The 16,584-nt window shown below is 39.1% G+C and carries 14 protein-coding genes; 13 read left to right on the plus strand and 1 reads right to left on the minus strand.

Annotated elements, in window-relative coordinates; all coding sequences use genetic code 11:
• Positions 1-12: 12 nt before the first annotated feature.
• From GO009_RS12120 to GO009_RS12165, 10 genes are all read left to right on the plus strand, one after another.
• A complete protein-coding gene (locus tag GO009_RS12120; RefSeq protein WP_014034279.1) occupies positions 13-762 on the plus strand; it encodes a LytTR family DNA-binding domain-containing protein in 750 nt (249 codons plus the stop codon).
• Between the two features lie 537 nt (positions 763-1,299).
• Entirely contained in the window at positions 1,300-3,261 is a 1,962-nt protein-coding gene (locus GO009_RS12125; RefSeq protein WP_163626485.1) for a histidine kinase dimerization/phosphoacceptor domain -containing protein, read from the plus strand.
• Positions 3,262-3,595: 334 nt separating this feature from the next.
• Positions 3,596-4,339: a TIGR04255 family protein gene (locus GO009_RS12130; protein ID WP_163626487.1), complete on the plus strand. Its 744-nt coding sequence runs from the start codon at positions 3,596-3,598 to the stop codon at positions 4,337-4,339.
• Positions 4,332-4,913 carry a hypothetical protein gene (locus GO009_RS12135; RefSeq protein ID WP_163626489.1) on the plus strand — a complete coding sequence of 194 codons (582 nt, stop codon included), beginning with the start codon at positions 4,332-4,334 and terminating at the stop codon, positions 4,911-4,913. The genes GO009_RS12130 and GO009_RS12135 overlap by 8 nt, the downstream gene beginning before the upstream one ends.
• Positions 4,873-5,568, plus strand: a complete 696-nt coding sequence (locus tag GO009_RS12140) for a hypothetical protein (RefSeq protein WP_163626490.1) — start codon at positions 4,873-4,875, stop codon at positions 5,566-5,568. The genes GO009_RS12135 and GO009_RS12140 overlap by 41 nt, the downstream gene beginning before the upstream one ends.
• A gap of 162 nt (positions 5,569-5,730) precedes the next feature.
• Complete coding sequence (locus GO009_RS12145) at positions 5,731-6,783, plus strand: o-succinylbenzoate synthase (protein ID WP_163626492.1); 1,053 nt, start codon at positions 5,731-5,733, stop codon at positions 6,781-6,783.
• The gene (locus tag GO009_RS12150; RefSeq protein ID WP_163626494.1) at positions 6,774-7,712 is read left to right on the plus strand and encodes a CPBP family intramembrane glutamic endopeptidase; all 939 of its coding nucleotides are present in this window, start codon (positions 6,774-6,776) and stop codon (positions 7,710-7,712) included. Before GO009_RS12145 ends, GO009_RS12150 begins: the two co-directional genes overlap by 10 nt.
• Positions 7,690-8,763, plus strand: a complete 1,074-nt coding sequence (locus tag GO009_RS12155) for an AMP-binding protein (protein WP_163626496.1) — start codon at positions 7,690-7,692, stop codon at positions 8,761-8,763. The genes GO009_RS12150 and GO009_RS12155 overlap by 23 nt, the downstream gene beginning before the upstream one ends.
• Before the next feature lie 30 nt (positions 8,764-8,793).
• Positions 8,794-10,140, plus strand: coding sequence for a M24 family metallopeptidase (locus GO009_RS12160; protein ID WP_163626498.1), 1,347 nt, complete (start codon positions 8,794-8,796; stop codon positions 10,138-10,140).
• Between the two features lie 44 nt (positions 10,141-10,184).
• Positions 10,185-11,924, plus strand: a complete 1,740-nt coding sequence (locus GO009_RS12165; RefSeq protein WP_163626500.1) for a tetratricopeptide repeat protein — start codon at positions 10,185-10,187, stop codon at positions 11,922-11,924.
• A 1-nt stretch (position 11,925) separates the two neighbouring features.
• Here GO009_RS12165 and GO009_RS12170 read toward each other — a convergent pair whose 3' ends face one another.
• On the minus strand, positions 11,926-13,554 hold the full coding sequence (locus GO009_RS12170) for an acyl-CoA carboxylase subunit beta (RefSeq protein ID WP_163626502.1): 1,629 nt from the start codon (positions 13,552-13,554) through the stop codon (positions 11,926-11,928).
• A 63-nt stretch (positions 13,555-13,617) separates the two neighbouring features.
• Here GO009_RS12170 and GO009_RS12175 point away from each other — a divergent pair, with 63 nt between their 5' ends.
• From GO009_RS12175 to ettA, 3 genes are all read left to right on the plus strand, one after another.
• Complete coding sequence (locus GO009_RS12175; protein WP_163626503.1) at positions 13,618-14,601, plus strand: Gfo/Idh/MocA family protein; 984 nt, start codon at positions 13,618-13,620, stop codon at positions 14,599-14,601.
• A gap of 66 nt (positions 14,602-14,667) precedes the next feature.
• Complete coding sequence (locus tag GO009_RS17525; protein WP_203532449.1) at positions 14,668-14,850, plus strand: CAL67264 family membrane protein; 183 nt, start codon at positions 14,668-14,670, stop codon at positions 14,848-14,850.
• A gap of 33 nt (positions 14,851-14,883) precedes the next feature.
• A complete protein-coding gene (gene ettA / locus GO009_RS12180) occupies positions 14,884-16,575 on the plus strand; it encodes an energy-dependent translational throttle protein EttA (protein WP_163626505.1) in 1,692 nt (563 codons plus the stop codon).
• The last annotated feature ends 9 nt before the right edge of the window (positions 16,576-16,584 follow it).

The following is a 16,584-nucleotide window of genomic DNA, read 5'->3' on the forward strand; positions in this document are numbered from 1 at the left end:
ACTTAAAGGAACTTGGAACATCCGATAAAAATTTTGATCGTAGAGGATAATGTCATCATTGCCGATGACATGCAATCCATGCTAGAGGAAATCGGCTATGAGATCGTGGACAATGTCATCGTGTACGAGCAGGCCGTAGATGTATTAAAGAACAATCATGTTGATTTGGTGCTCATCGACATCATTTTGGCATCGGACAAAACAGGTATCGACCTAGGTAAGCATATCCGGGACACATACAACATTCCTTTCATATTCGTTACATCCAACTCGGACCGGGCCACCGTTGAAAATGCCAAAACGGTAAAACCGGACGGTTATTTGGTTAAACCTTTTGAACAACAGGATCTGTACACATCCATTGAAATTGCACTGTCCAACTTTAACTATGCCAAAAAAGGAATAGACAAAGTAGCGGACGAAGCCGATGAAATTACTTCCAACTCCGTTTTAAAGGATTCCATCTTTGTAAAAAAACAACATCTGTACTATAGGATCCAGTTTTGTGATATCCAATTTATAAAGGCGGACAATGTTTATTTGGAAGTGAATACGGCCGATAAAAAGTTTTTGGTACGCTCCCCTTTAAAGGATTATTTGGAAAAATTGCCAAAGAACAAGTTCTATAGGGCCCATAAATCCTACATTGTCAATGTTGACCACATTGATGCCATCAACTCCAAGGACATTATGATCAACAACAACCTGATTCCGATTTCCAAGGATTTTAAAGAATTTATATTGTCCTCCATGAACAGTTAATGTTTGTTGGAACATACCATATACAAGTGCCTTTAGGGGCACTTTTTTTGTGGCAACATTTTTTAAAGGGGGTGACAACAATTTTTAAGGAGTTCACAACAATATTTTTTCTACAATGCCTTACGCCCATACTTTAGCAGTGTTAATAAATCAGAAAGTAATTTTTTCATTTTCATATAGTGTTCTCGTAAAAGGGTCTTGTTGTAAAAAGCAGGGCCTTTTTCAATTTCATGCCCTTTGTGCCAATCCAAATATTCCATAAAAAGCACAAAACATCGACAAAATGCATTTTGACATACAGAAATTCTGTTTTCACAACAGAAAACAACACTTTCACAACAATAGTGGTCAACTCTTTCCTATTGGATTTAATTTTGTGGGAAAACTAACGTTCTTTATATACCCCATACGTTGCAATTCGGTACAATGTTCCGTTTTTTGAATTGAATTGGATGTCGGGGCAATAAAGGAAAAAAGGGCACGATAATAATATAGGGCCCGCGGAAACAATCCGTGGTCGCTATATCAATTAAATTAATGGGACGTTACGTAAAATTTTTATTTACCACGGTATTTTTTGTTTTTCTTTTCAATTCATCTGCACAAAACGCTGTAGATGAAGAGGAAAGTGTCCTCAAAGAGTTTCAGGATACCGACCAAGCTTCTCAGCGGTTCGAGGTTTTTTTCAATTCCTTGGATCGGTACAATGTAAATTCTGCCTACGATTGGTTGGATACCATCAAAATTTATTTGGCCAATGCCCAAAAAACTCAAGATACTACAGCTTCGCACCTTTACCAAGTAATGCAGGCACAGGTGTACAACGATTTGGGCGAATATGATAAAAGTACGGCCCTTGCCATGGAATTGTACGAGATTAAGGATTCCTTGGATGCTGACTCCCGGCGAATAGTTTTGGATGTCCTCGATGATAACTACGCCAACCTCCAATTGTTTGATAAACAGATTGAAATCCGAAAACAAAAGCGTGAGCTTGGATTGACCAATAATGTTTCCTTTTACGACATCTACAGCAATCTAGGATTGTATAGAAAAGCCCGTAACCAATACATAATGGAGGTAAAGCCAACCATTGCGGACAACGATTCCTACGGTTTGGCAAAATACCACAGCAAGGTGGGCAACTATTTAAGGTTGGACGACTCTGCACCAACGGCCTTGAGCGAGTTAAAAAAAGCAAAGGCTTATTTGGATGTGTATATCAACGATATTTCTACCCAAAAAAGTGAATCGGATATATTTGAAAGTAATCTGTTAAAGGCAGAAATAGAGGGCAACATTGCAAAATGTCATGTAATGCTTGGCGAATATGAAGAGGCAATACCACTATTGGAAACCAGTATTGAAACCTTAAATAAATCACCGGATAATAAGGATCAAAGCGAAGTAGTGGAAAACACCCTTTACTTGGCCGAAGCCAATTTGCAAATGGATCGCTTTTCTGAAGCAAAAAAATATTTAGATGTTGAGTTTGATAATATCTCGGTACTCCAGACCATAAAAAAGAACAGTTTGCTGGCAGGTTTTTATGACAAGGTCGAAAACTATAAAAACGCCTCCATCTATTACAAGCGTAATGAAAGAATCAAGGATTCCTTATCAAAAAAACAATCAGCACTTATAAAACAACAATTGGTAACCATTGTTGCCAACGAGGACTTGGAAAATTCCCAAAGGCTCATAGATGAGCAAAAAAGAATAAACGAACTGGCCCGTAGCGAGATGAAAGCCAAGGATGAACGAATCAACTTGGTGTTTATTTCCTTGATATTTACCCTTTTGGGCTTTGCAGGATTGGTCTATGCTTATTTAAAGAGTATCAAAAACCAACGTTTGATCGCCGAACAAAAGCATATTATTGAAAATTCCCTTGTGGAAAAAGATTCTCTTTTAAAAGAGATTCACCATAGGGTAAAGAACAATCTGCAAATGGTGAGCAGTTTGTTGAGCCTACAGACCAAGAACACGCGAAGCAAGGCTGCGATTGTGGCTCTGGAAGAAGGCAAGAGCAGGGTAAAGGCCATGGCTTTGATCCATCAAAAATTGTATCAGAACGATGACCTTTCGGTGATAGAAATGCAAGGATACATCGAGAGTTTGATCAACAGTGTGCAATCCGTCTACAAAAAAGGGGGGCACAACATCAGCATTACCATTGATGCAGAAGGCACCGAACTGGACATTGATCGGGCCATTCCCTTTGGCTTGATTTTGAACGAACTCGTATCCAATTCTTTCAAGTATGCCTTTCCCGATAACGATGACAACGGCAAGATCTACATCCACCTGCGTAAAAACGGTGATCAAGGCTATTTTGAATATACCGACAATGGTATAGGGCTACCGGAAGATACCGATGAACGTGCCCACTCCTCCATGGGCATTCGCCTTATCAACCGATTGGTGAATCAACTTCAATCCAAATTGAACATAGATAGGGAAGTGGAAGGGGTACGGTTCTGGTTCAACTTTAGTTGATTTATTTTTCTCTCGCCTTTTAGGATTCAAAATATACTTAATGATGTAATTTATATCACATATCCAACATATAGAAGTTTTGTGTTGTGTTTACGGAAGAAAAAGTTCTATTCATGTTACTTATTTGTTATATCATATTGTATATCCACTGTGCAAATACAATAAGCTGATTGTTGGTTAGCAAGGTTTTTCATGTATATTATATCACCATAGAAGAAAAATTTCAAAACAAGAAAACTTAAATATATCTATAAACAATTGTTGAATTGTATTCTAATTCATAACATTGTATTATATTCAATAAGTATATCATCTAACGTATTTTTAAAACTTAATGACGAAAATCACCAAAATCGAACCCGATTATATAAAAGATTCGGTTGTTGAGATAAGATATACCACTAGTTATCCAAGTGAATTAATTTTAGGTATAATTTTTGAAAGACTTAAAGGTGAATTTGAGGTTTTAAAGCAAGGTGACGAAGTAAATACCTTCCAAATTCCTAATAACTCTGAGTCTGTTGAATTACGCTTAGAAAAACAAAAAAAATCTATTCTTCATGATGATGAAATTACTGTTAGATTAATTCCTAATGGATTAGTTTTTAATTGCTTGAAAGGATATCTTTTATGGCCTAAATATTTTGACAAAATTAAAAATGTTATAGGTATCTTAAATGATTCTGATGTTTTTGATTCGTTTACTAGAGTAGGATTAAGATATATAAATGAATATGTTGATAAAAAGCTTGAAGACATAGTAAACTTTCAATTTCAATTTGGTGTTGCTGAAGTTATTTCCGATAAATACAATTTCAGAACGGAATTCAACTTAGAAGACCATTTGGTAATTTTAAACCTTATAAAGACAACTGCCACCCCAAAAGGGAAAGACAACCCAATTGTTCCTGTAAGTTTTGTAGATATTGATGTAATAAAGCAGAATATCCAAGTTACAGAGATAGAAGAGTTGTTTTCAATTATAGATAAAGCTCATTCTTTGGAAAAGCATTTATTTTTTGAAAATCTTTTAAAGGGAGAATTTTTGCAAACTCTTACAATCGAAAAAAATGGATGATCTTGTTTTAGAAATGCCTTCATACGATACGACACTTGAATATCGCAGCAGTGGACTAAATATACATTCTGAACAACAAACAACAACAGCCAATTACTTTCCATCACTTGAAAAAAAAGAATGGAGAGAGCAGGTTGTTTGGAATTATTGGACTGAATCTAAACACAAGGCTGGAGAAGTTGACAACATCAAAACGCAAAAACTGATTGATTTAAAAAAAGTATATAGTAATCAAATCAATTTTTTACGTTCCGAATTAGATGAAACTATTGATGAACGATTAATTCAATCCTATTTTGAGAATATTTTGACTAAAATTTTACAACTATCTCCTGATGATGTTGGTTTTGAATTAAGTTATGATCAAAGTCTGATTTTTTCACTGATTAAGAATGATTCTAAAACTTATCTTGAAATAACTCCTAGCGAAGATGAGTTTGAAGAAGCCATGTTAACATCAATTGATGAAAATGGCAATATGAATTCAGTAATCGGATCGATAAATGATATGATAGAAAAATTAGAATATAAATTTGAGGGTTTTCATCAAACGTACTTTATACCAGTGTTTTAGGAAAAAGTATCCTAATAAATTACTGCCTAAGCCAAATTTTAAATTTATTGATAATATTGATGAATTACTTCAATCTCATTTCATTCGATATTTTCCAGTAAACGGCAAAATTCCTATTGTTGATGGGCAGGACAAAATTGACATTAAATTAATCTCATCACCAAGAGAACAGATTATAGATTTATCAACCTCACTACTAGGGATTTTTACAAGTAAAGATTTTATATTTCGAATTAATAGGAATGGAATTCAAAAAGGATTTATTGAATACTGGGATTTTGAAAGTACTCCACAAACTCCAAAATACAAAGAAGACTTTAATCATAAGTTTAATTATGGTTGTTGGTCTTTAAACCCTATAGACGTTGAAAATAAAAGTTTCACCTTTCAGTTGAATCACCCTGGACAAAAATCCACAACACATCAAGTTACATGTAATTTGATTCATACTCCAACTTTTTCAAATTATTGGCATTTTTCAGTTAGATGGTTTTTAGATGATGAAGATGTTTATGAGTTATCTAAGAATGGTGAAATTTCAAAAGGGCAGGTTTCAAGATTGAGTAAAATCGCAAGATTATTTTTGAAGGAGTATGTGAGCTTGGAGATACCTAAAACTAGGGCAATAAATAAATCATTGTATTTAGAGGGATAGAAAACTTCAAATTATTGTATTGATACCAAATATTTGGAGTTACTTAAAACTGTGCAAAACCCTTTTGGTCTGTATATTTCATTAATACAAATTTTGATATACAGTTCATTGAGTTTGTTTTTGTAAAATATCCATTAATGATACTTAAATTTGGCCTACTTCATGAAAGCAAGCTATAAAAAGTATATCCTCAATTTTAAAGTCCCCAGCGGCACCTCGCGCGGGGTAATGACCCAAAAAGAAACCTGGTACATCATCCTTAAAGATGCTAATGCATTTGGAATAGGGGAGTGCGGAATATTGCGCGGATTGAGCGTTGATGACGTGCCTGATTATGCACAGCAACTTGCTTGGGCCTGCGATAACATCCATTTGGGAAAAGATGAATTGTTGCATCATTTAAGGGCTTATCCGTCTATTCAGTTTGGACTGGAACAGGCCTTGTTGTCGTTACAATCCAAAGACCCGTTTGAGCTTTTTCCGTCCGATTTTACGAAAAAGGAATCCCCGATACCCATAAACGGACTTATTTGGATGGGTGATGAGGCCTATATGCTAAAACAATTGGAGCAAAAACTGAAAGATGGTTTTGGCTGCATCAAAATGAAGATAGGAGCTATTGATTTTGAAAAGGAAGTTTCTATCCTTAAATCTATCCGAAAAAATTTTACTCCAGAAGAAATAGAACTGCGTGTAGATGCCAACGGAGCATTTGCACCTGAAGAAGCCCTGGATAAATTGGAAAAATTGTCAGAACTTAAAATACATTCAATTGAACAGCCCATAAAAGCAGGACAATGGCAAGAGATGGCCAAGCTTTGCAAAAAAACACCATTGCCCATTGCCTTGGACGAGGAATTGATCGGAGTTTTTGATGTAACACAAAAAGAAAAATTGCTACAAACCATACAACCGCAATATATCATATTGAAACCAAGTTTGGTGGGCGGGATAAAAGGTAGCCAAGAGTGGATAGATTTAGCAGAGAAACAAAGCATTGGTTGGTGGATTACAAGTGCGTTGGAAAGTAATATTGGACTAAACGCCATTGCACAGTACACGTATTCGCTGAACACTACAATGCCCCAAGGGTTGGGAACAGGTAGCCTTTTCACCAATAATATAGCAAGTCCTTTGGAAGTGGCCGAGGGCAAACTTTTTTACAGCCGAACAAATGGCTGGGATATGGATTTAATAAAAGAAATATGTACATAGAGCAAGGATATAAAGGAAGTATAGGACTTTGGAAGTATTTGGTTTTGCCAGTTGGATTTATTGCGTTTATGGTATTGAATTATATCACAACCATAAATTCCCCAGTAAGCGTGGAAGATGCTATGCAACAAATCATTGATCAATTTGGGAGTAATCTTGTGCTGATTATATTGTTGGCGCCTTTAGTGGTCGGTTTTTTTGTTGTTCTAGGTTGGACACTATTGGTTCATCAACAATCCATTACCTCCTTAACTACTTCACGAAAGCGAATAGATTGTAAACGAATACTATTGGCTTTTGGTTTATGGAGTGTTGCTACAATAGTACTTACAGGAGTTGACATTTATTTCTCTCCGGAAAACTACGTGCTTAATTTTAATCTTTCAAAATTTATCCCATTGGCCATTATTGCCATCTTGTTAATCCCACTACAGACCAGTTTTGAAGAATATTTATTCAGGGGCCACATGATGCAGGGGATTGGACTTATAGCCAAAAACAAGTGGGTGCCATTGGTAATCACTTCCAGTTTATTTGGTTTGATGCACCTAGCAAACCCCGAAGTCGAAAAACTTGGTTTAGGTATAATGATTTACTACATAGGAACAGGATTCTTTTTGGGGATTTTAACTCTGATGGATGAAGGGCTTGAGTTGGCTCTTGGATTTCATGCAGCCAATAATTTGATTACGGCTTTGCTAGTGACCGCTGATTGGACTGCTTTTCAAACCAATTCAATATTTAAGGATATCTCAGAACCCGTATTGGGATGGGATGTTCTGATTCCAGTTTTTGTGGTTTATCCCATTTTGCTGTTTATTTTCTCAAAAAAATACGGCTGGAAGAACTGGAACGAACGCCTTTTTGGAAAAGTGTTGACCAAAGAAGAATATGTAGCAATTAGCGATGGAGCATCCGACTTGGCATAATGTTCACCCCGATTTTAGGTTAAACAATATTCCGTCAAATTTTGAAGGTCTACCTAAAATAGGTCAAACCCTCATAAAGGAAGGAAAGCCGTTTGAAAAAAGTATTGGAGACTTTTTGTTGGACTGGGCTTCGGATGATTCAACAATAAAAGTTCAAACTTCTGGATCTACGGGCAAACCCAAAACCATTGTGCTCAAAAAAGAGTACATGGTAAATTCCGCATTAGCTACGGGAACATATTTTAAATTAGAGCCCAAGCATAAAGTCCTTTTGTGTTTGCCATGCACTGGAATTGCTGGTAAAATGATGTTGGTACGAGCCATGGTTCTCGGTTTACATTTGGATTGTGTGGAACCCTCATCGACACCCTTGTCAAATACAGATGAAACCTACGATTTTGTGGCGATGGTACCCTTACAGGTCCAAAATTCCTTGAAAGTTTTAGTAAGGATCAACAAACTGATAATTGGTGGCGCACCCGTGGATTCAAGTTTGCGAAGCAAGCTTAAAACGCTAACTGTTGAAGCTTATGAAACCTATGGGATGACAGAGACCATAACACATATTGCCGTAAAACGAATAACTGATGATTCAGTTAATAGTTTTGAGACGCTGCCCCATGTTTTTGTAAGCCAAGACGATAGGGAGTGTCTTGTAATTGACGCACCTAAAATTTCAGACGAGAAAATAGTCACCAATGATTTGGTGGAACTTGTAAGTAACACCAAGTTTAAATGGCTGGGCAGGTATGATTCCATAATCAATTCGGGCGGAATCAAATTGGTTCCCGAGACCATTGAGGAAAAACTATCAAGCGTAATACAATCACGTTTTTTTGTGGCCGGCCTACCTGATGAAACTTTGGGACAAAAATTAGTGCTCGTAGTAGAAGGCGTTTCAACCGATAGGCGAGCACTGCTTCAAACTATCAAGGAATTAAAAAGGCTATCAAAATACGAAGTGCCCAAGGAGGTTTATTTTGTAAAAGCTTTTTCGGAAACTGCAACTAAAAAAATCAATAGGAAAAAAACAATTCAGCAGATTGCTTAATTTTATAAGCATCAAACTAAAAAATCAACCATGCGAAAAACCATCAACCTAATAGTGCTGCTATTGCCCTTTATTGCCATTTCCCAACAAATACTCCCCGAAGTGGAACGGGCAAGAGTTGTGGACGAAATCCTTGAGGATAGGTTTAATAATTTACTGCCAAAATTAATGGACGAGACCGATTTGGATATGTGGGTATTGATTTCCCGCGAATACAACGAAGACCCAGTTCTTAAGACGATGCTTCCCGCGACATGGTTGAATGCAAGACGAAGGACAATTATTCTATTTTACAGGGATAAAGAAAAGAATACCATTGACAAATTGGCCGTCGCCCGTTATAATATCGGAAAAAGCATTATTTCCGCTTGGGACAAGGACAAAGAGCCCAATCAGTGGAAACGTTTGATGGAATTGATTACCGAACGGAACCCTGAGAAAATAGGACTCAATTTTTCTAAGGACCATAATATTGCGGATGGGCTGGATAAAACAGATTACGATGAGTTTATGGCCAATCTACCTAAAAAATACCGATCCAAAGTGGTTTCCGCAGAACAACTGGCAGTACGTTGGATTGAGACCCGTACACCTCGAGAAATGACTATTTTTAATCAGTTGACGGATATTACCCACGACATTATCGCCGAAGCTTTCTCGGAAAAGGTGATTACGTCTGGGGTTACCACCACCACCGAAGTGGAATGGTGGATGCGTCAAAAAGTTACGGATTTGGGTCTGGAGACTTGGTTTCATCCTACCGTGGATGTTCAGCGGACAAGTGAAGCGTTGGTGGGTCACCTATATTCTTTTTCGGGAAGACCAGATGACGAAGTCATCCAACAAGGGGATCTGTTGCACTGCGATTTTGGAATCACCTACTTGCGTTTAAATACGGACTGTCAGGAACTGGCCTACGTGTTAAAACCTGAAGAAACCGAAGCCCCCTCTTTTTTGGTGAACGCTTTATATGATGGTAACCGTGTACAGGACTTTCTCACCCAAAACATGGTAGCGGGCAGGGTAGGCAACGAGATTTTGGCCAAAGCCTTGCAAGATGCGAAAGATGCTGGACTAAGACCATCAATTTATACACATCCTTTGGGAACCTATGGACACTCTGCTGGAACCACTATTGGTATGTGGGATGCCCAAGGCGGGGTTATGAAAGATGATGGTGAGAACTATCCCCTAAACCCCAACACCGCTTATGCCATTGAACTGAATGCCACCGTAAACATCCCCGAATGGAACAGGGACATCCGCATAATGCTGGAAGAACCTGGTTTTTTTGGTGAAGATGGGTTCCGATACATTAATGGACGACAAACCGAATTATTGTTGATCCCAAGACCAAAATCGCATTTAGGGAACTGATTATTTTTTTGTAGATTTAGTAACCTTCTAATTTTCAAGTCACTATGAGGTTGCTATGTTTTGCAGGAATATTCATTTTGTTTTCTGGTATGGCCTATGGTCAAAATCAGATCAAAGGGCGTGTCACCGATGGTAAATTGGCATTGTCCAACGTTCAGATTGCCAATTTGACCACAGGAAGTAAAACGGCGTCCGATGCCGAGGGCCAATACCGAATTATGGCCAAGCCCCGTGAAGAACTTCAATATACCTACATGGGTATGGATACCATCACCATTATCGTTGAAGATGTTACCCGAATTTTGAATATTGCCATGCAACCCAGAATCGAAGCATTGGATGAAGTGGTCGTATCTAAATCTATTTTAAAAGGGCAGAAAGAAATGGAATTAGAATATAATTCAAGCCCTAAAATTATAAGATCTTCTTTTGGTTATATGGATCAAGAGACGTCAAGTTTTCCTTTACGAATAATTGGTGAAGATGAAATTGATAGAGCACCCAACTTGAATTCAGTGATTGTTGGACGGTTTGCAGGTGTAAATGCATTTTGTGATCTTACAACGGACGAACTGATTGTAAAAATGAGATCGATTCAAAGTGTATCTTCACACAAAAGCACAGCGGTTTTCGATGTGGATGGTGTGGTTTTGACTAAAGTTAATTGCAGTCAACTTCTGGGAAATGTGAAGAGAATAGCCTTTATATCTTCATTGACGGCAACATCCTTGTATGGTACACTTGGTGCGGGAGGTGTTGTTGTAATCAACACCAAAACCGGCACAGTTACTCCACGTGAAAACAAGAAACCTTTCGATCAAGCTAGACTGAGAAACAATTTTGTAAAAGATGGTCAGGTAAAAGAAAGAATAGATACGCAAACATTGCCCATTTATTTAGAACGACTTTACCAAAGTGAATCTGCAGCAACAGCCAAAAACATTTACAGTAAAATGAAGGGAACTTACGGTAATCACCCGTATTTTCTTTTGGATTCCTATACTTATTTTCATGAGGAACGCGGGGAGGAGGACTTTGCAGAGGAAATTTTGGAAAGAGTTATAAATGTAACCGATAAAAACCCAGTGATGCTGAAAGCGCTCGCCTATACGTTGGAGAGCGAGGAGAGATACGAAAAGGCCCATGAAATCTATAAAAAAGTGTATTCATTACGCCCTGATTATGCCCAAAGCTTTATAGATATGGCCAATAGCTATCGTAATTTGGGTCAACCCAAGTCCGCAACCACTTTATATGCAAGGCATGCATATCTTCAGGATGAGGGAATGTTGCCTGTGGATAGTATGGAACTGGGGATGATCATGAAGCGCGAAATCAAGAATTTGTTCACTCTGGAGAACAGCACCTTAAAAATCAAGGATAGAAAAAAGGATAAGGAAGCAAAATATGCCGCCAGACTTGTTTTTGAGTGGAACGATTCGGAAGCCGAGTTCGATTTGCAGTTTGTAAACCCAAGCAATCAATATTTCAACTGGAAGCATACCTTGGCCGAAATGCCAGAGAGGATTTATTCCGAAAAGAAATTGGGCTATTCCATGGCAGACTTTCTTTTGGATGACGAGTTGCCGGGTACTTGGAAAGTAAATGCAACCTACCATGGCAACAAGCAATTGACGCCCTTTTACCTAAAAGTGACCATTTATCGCAACTACGGCAGCAAATTGCAAAGCAAGGCGGTCAAGGTTTATCGATTGGGCACCAAAGGGGCCAATCGGCATTTGTTTGATTTTACTCTTCCCTTACCAATGGCCCAAAGCAAATAAATTATACTTGTAGCACTCCCATATTAAATTGCTTCTCAATAGGTGCATGATTAGCCGCCTCAATTCCCATGGAAATCCATTTACGGGTATCCAACGGGTCGATTATGGCGTCCGTCCAAAGTCGAGCTGCAGCGTAATAGGGTGATATTTGGTCATCGTAGCGTTGCTTTATTTCATCAAAAAGCTCTTTTTCCTTTTCGGCATCAACAGATTTGCCACTTTTCTTCAAACTGGCCTTTTCAATCTGTAAAAGCACTTTTGCGGCAGAGTTTCCGCTCATCACCGCAAGTTCGGCACTTGGCCAAGCCACAATCAATCTTGGGTCATAAGCTTTTCCGCACATGGCGTAATTTCCCGCCCCGTAACTGTTGCCAATTACAATGGTAAATTTGGGCACTACGGAATTGCTCACGGCATTCACCATTTTGGCCCCGTCTTTTATGATGCCACCATGTTCACTTTTACTGCCTACCATAAAACCAGTGACATCCTGTAAGAATACCAAAGGAATTTTCTTTTGATTGCAATTGGCAATAAATCGGGTGGCCTTGTCCGCGGAATCGGAATAGATGACACCGCCAAACTGCATTTCGCCCTTTTTGGTCTTGACAACCTTTCTTTGATTGGCTACAATGCCCACGGCCCAACCGTCGATACGTGCGTAGCCCGTTAAAATGGTTTTTCCGTAGCCCTCTTTGTACTGTTCAAACTCGGAATCGTCCACCAAGCGTTTTATGATTTCCAACATGTCGTATTGGTCGCTTCGGGATGCTGGCAATAATCCAAAAATATCATCAGGATTCTCGACCGGTTTCTTGGCTTCAACCCGATTGAAGCCTGCCTTGTCAAAATCCCCGATTTTGTCTACAATGTTCTTTATTTTGTCCAAAGCATCTTTATCATCTTTGGCTTTGTAGTCAGTTACCCCACTAATTTCGGAATGCGTCGTAGCGCCGCCCAAGGTTTCGTTGTCAATACTCTCCCCGATGGCAGCCTTTACCAAGTAACTTCCTGCTAAAAATATGCTCCCAGTTTTGTCGACGATCAAAGCTTCGTCGCTCATAATGGGCAGGTAGGCACCACCAGCTACGCAACTACCCATAACGGCTGCAATTTGGGTAATTCCCATACTGCTCATTACGGCATTATTCCTGAAAATGCGTCCAAAATGTTCTTTGTCGGGAAAAATCTCATCCTGCAAGGGCAAATACACCCCTGCACTATCCACCAAATAAATAATGGGTAACTTATTTTCGATGGAAATTTCCTGGGCACGTAGGTTTTTCTTTCCGGTAATGGGAAACCACGCACCCGCTTTTACGGTAGCATCATTCGCCACCACAACACATTGTTTACCTTGCACATAACCCACTTTAACCACAACACCGCCCGAGGGACATCCACCGTGTTCCTCATACATGTTTTCCCCGGCAAAAGCACCTATTTCAATGGATTGTCCATCATCATCCAGTAAATAATCAATACGTTCCCTTGCAGTCATTTTGCCTTTGGCATGATGCTTTTCAATACGGCTTTTACCACCGCCGAGTTTCACTTTGGCCAATCTACGGTTCAGGTCTGAAAGTTTTAATTTATTGTGGTCTTCGTTCTTATTGAAGTTTATATCCATTCTTTTTGAAAATTCATTTAGTTGGTTAAAGATAAGGAGTTATAATTATTACTTTTGAACTCTATGGAAACCAAAATACGATGGGGCATTGTTGGCCCGGGAAAAATAGCTAGAAAATTTATATCGGACCTTATGCTCGTTGATGATGCCGAGATTGCTGCTGTGGCATCAAGGTCATTGGAACGGGCCGAAGCTTTTGCAAATGAATATAATGTACAACACACTTTTGGAAGTTATGATGCATTGTTCCAGTCAGGAACAGTAGATGTAGTTTATATAGCCACACCGCATAATTTTCATAAAGAATTGTCCGTAAAAGCCCTTGAAAATGGTATTGGGGTACTTTGTGAAAAACCGATGGGCGTCAATAGGGCGGAAGTGGTGGAGCAGGTAAATGCTTCCAAACAAAACAACGCATTTTTAATGGAGGCCATGTGGTCTAGGTTCAATCCATCCATCAAAAAAGTAAAGCAATTGGTTGATGAAGGAGTGGTGGGTGATTTGAAATACATCCATGCGGATTTTGCATTTTACGGTTTGGACAGAGATTTGGACTCTAGATTACTGAATCCCGATTTAGCTTCGGGCAGTATATTGGACATAGGTATTTACCCCATTTTTCTATCTTATTTATTGTTGGGCATGCCAGATGATATTATGGCTACATCCAAGTTCCATGAAAATGGAACAGAACTCCAAACCAGTATGATTTTTGATTATCCCAATACCCAAGCTATGCTTTACAGTGGTTTTACCAGCAATTCTAAAATGGAAGCCGAAATATCCGGTACCGATGGGGAGCTATTTTTGAATCCAAGATGGCATGAAGCTGATGGATATACCTTGGTCAAGAATGATGAGAGCAACGAAGTTAGCTTACCTTTAACGGGTATTGGATATTACTACGAAATATTGGAGGTTCATAAATGTTTGCGTGAAAACAAGATTGAAAGTGACCTATGGTCGCATCAAAACAGTCTGGATTTGTCGGAGTTGTTGGACACTGTAAGGAAAAAATGCGGGGTAAGCTTCCCTTTTGAAACATAATCCTTAATAATAACTTTACATTATATCTATTTTTACGATATTTGAAACCCTTCAGAAATTTAAACAATGAGTATGAATAAGAACACAGTGCTGGCCTATGCCACATGGATTATGATTTTGGTAGGTTTGGGTATGATAGCACTTGGAGCTTTTAAATATGATGAAGTAGCAGGATGGGGCTTTGCTGCTGTTGGAATAGGATTTTTTGCCGTAGCCTGGGTATTCAATGCCTTAAAAGGTAGAGTGTAGCCTCTTTTTCATAAACAATTTAATTTACAGTAAATGTCAGACGATAAAAAAGTCATTTTTTCAATGTCTGGGGTAACCAAGACCTTTAAAACGGCCAATACCCCTGTACTTAAAAATATATACCTAAGCTTTTTCTACGGAGCCAAAATCGGAATTTTGGGTCTAAATGGTTCGGGTAAATCCACCTTGTTGAAAATAATCGCGGGTGTGGACAAGAACTATCAGGGCGATGTGGTTTTCTCGCCAGGTTATTCAGTTGGTTATTTGGAACAGGAGCCACAGTTGGATGAGAACAAAACCGTTCTTGAAGTGGTTAAGGAAGGTGTTGCCGAAACCGTAGCTATTTTGGACGAGTATAATAAAATCAACGATATGTTCGGTCTACCCGAAGTGTATGAGGATGCCGATAAGATGCAAAAGTTGATGGACAAGCAAGCAGCGCTCCAAGATCAAATTGATGCTGCAAATGCATGGGAACTGGATACGAAACTGGAAATCGCGATGGATGCCCTTCGTACGCCAGAATCCGACAAAAAGATAAGCGTACTTTCCGGTGGTGAACGAAGAAGAGTGGCCTTGTGCCGTTTGTTATTGAAAGAGCCCGATGTACTATTATTGGATGAGCCCACCAACCACTTGGATGCCGAATCCGTACATTGGTTGGAACATCATTTAGCACAATATAAAGGAACCGTAATTGCAGTAACGCACGACCGTTATTTCTTGGACAACGTTGCTGGTTGGATTTTGGAACTGGACCGTGGTGAAGGTATTCCATGGAAAGGAAACTATTCCAGCTGGTTGGACCAAAAGGCAAAACGATTGGAGCAAGAAAGCAAGCAAGCTTCCAAACGTCAAAAAACGTTGGAACGAGAGCTGGATTGGGTTCGTCAAGGTGCCAAAGGCAGACAGGCTAAACAAAAGGCCCGTTTAAAGAATTATGACAAACTCCTCAGTCAAGATCAAAAGCAGATGGAGGAGAAGTTGGAAATCTATATCCCGAACGGACCTCGTTTAGGAACCAACGTTATCGAGGCGAAAGGCGTAAGCAAAGCTTTTGGTGACAAATTGCTCTATGAAGACCTAAACTTTAAGCTGCCACAGGCGGGTATTGTTGGTATCATTGGCCCGAACGGTGCCGGTAAGACCACCATTTTTAAAATGATTATGGGCGAGGAGACTCCCGATAAGGGGGAGTTTATCGTTGGTGAAACTGCAAAATTGGCCTATGTGGACCAATCGCACTCCAATATTGATCTCGAAAAAACCATTTGGGAGAATTTTAGCGACGGCCAAGAATTGATTATGATGGGAGGAAGGCAAGTAAATTCACGCGCCTATCTCAGCCGATTTAATTTCTCTGGTAGCGAACAGAACAAGAAAGTGAATATGCTTTCCGGTGGTGAGCGTAACCGTCTCCATTTGGCGATGACGTTAAAAGAAGAAGGTAATGTGCTGCTTTTGGACGAGCCTACCAACGATTTGGATGTGAACACACTCCGTGCTTTGGAAGAAGGTCTGGAGAACTTTGCGGGTTGTGCTGTGATTATATCTCACGATAGATGGTTCTTGGATAGGATTTGTACCCACATCCTTGCGTTTGAAGGGGATTCACAAGTATATTTCTTTGAAGGCTCTTTCTCTGATTACGAGGAGAACAAAAAGAAACGCTTGGGAACGGATATCATGCCCAAGCGTATCAAATACAAAAAATTGATTCGTTAATAAAAGGGG

It is taken from the genome of Allomuricauda sp. TY007 (genome assembly GCF_010468565.1).
In the GTDB taxonomy this organism is placed as follows: domain Bacteria; phylum Bacteroidota; class Bacteroidia; order Flavobacteriales; family Flavobacteriaceae; genus Flagellimonas.

What these genes read in the sequence shown, in the direction of transcription:
- GO009_RS12125 (WP_163626485.1), top strand. Translation starts at nt 1,300, where the DNA reads ATGGGACGTTACGTAAAATTTTTATTTACCACGGTATTTTTTGTTTTT.
- GO009_RS12130 (WP_163626487.1), top strand. Translation starts at nt 3,596, where the DNA reads ATGACGAAAATCACCAAAATCGAACCCGATTATATAAAAGATTCGGTT.
- GO009_RS12135 (WP_163626489.1), top strand. Translation starts at nt 4,332, where the DNA reads ATGGATGATCTTGTTTTAGAAATGCCTTCATACGATACGACACTTGAA.
- GO009_RS12145 (WP_163626492.1), top strand. Translation starts at nt 5,731, where the DNA reads ATGAAAGCAAGCTATAAAAAGTATATCCTCAATTTTAAAGTCCCCAGC.
- GO009_RS12150 (WP_163626494.1), top strand. Translation starts at nt 6,774, where the DNA reads ATGTACATAGAGCAAGGATATAAAGGAAGTATAGGACTTTGGAAGTAT.
- GO009_RS12155 (WP_163626496.1), top strand. Translation starts at nt 7,690, where the DNA reads ATGGAGCATCCGACTTGGCATAATGTTCACCCCGATTTTAGGTTAAAC.
- GO009_RS12160 (WP_163626498.1), top strand. Translation starts at nt 8,794, where the DNA reads ATGCGAAAAACCATCAACCTAATAGTGCTGCTATTGCCCTTTATTGCC.
- GO009_RS12165 (WP_163626500.1), top strand. Translation starts at nt 10,185, where the DNA reads ATGAGGTTGCTATGTTTTGCAGGAATATTCATTTTGTTTTCTGGTATG.
- GO009_RS12170 (WP_163626502.1), bottom strand. Translation starts at nt 13,554, where the DNA reads ATGGATATAAACTTCAATAAGAACGAAGACCACAATAAATTAAAACTT.
- GO009_RS12175 (WP_163626503.1), top strand. Translation starts at nt 13,618, where the DNA reads ATGGAAACCAAAATACGATGGGGCATTGTTGGCCCGGGAAAAATAGCT.
- GO009_RS17525 (WP_203532449.1), top strand. Translation starts at nt 14,668, where the DNA reads ATGAGTATGAATAAGAACACAGTGCTGGCCTATGCCACATGGATTATG.
- ettA (WP_163626505.1), top strand. Translation starts at nt 14,884, where the DNA reads ATGTCAGACGATAAAAAAGTCATTTTTTCAATGTCTGGGGTAACCAAG.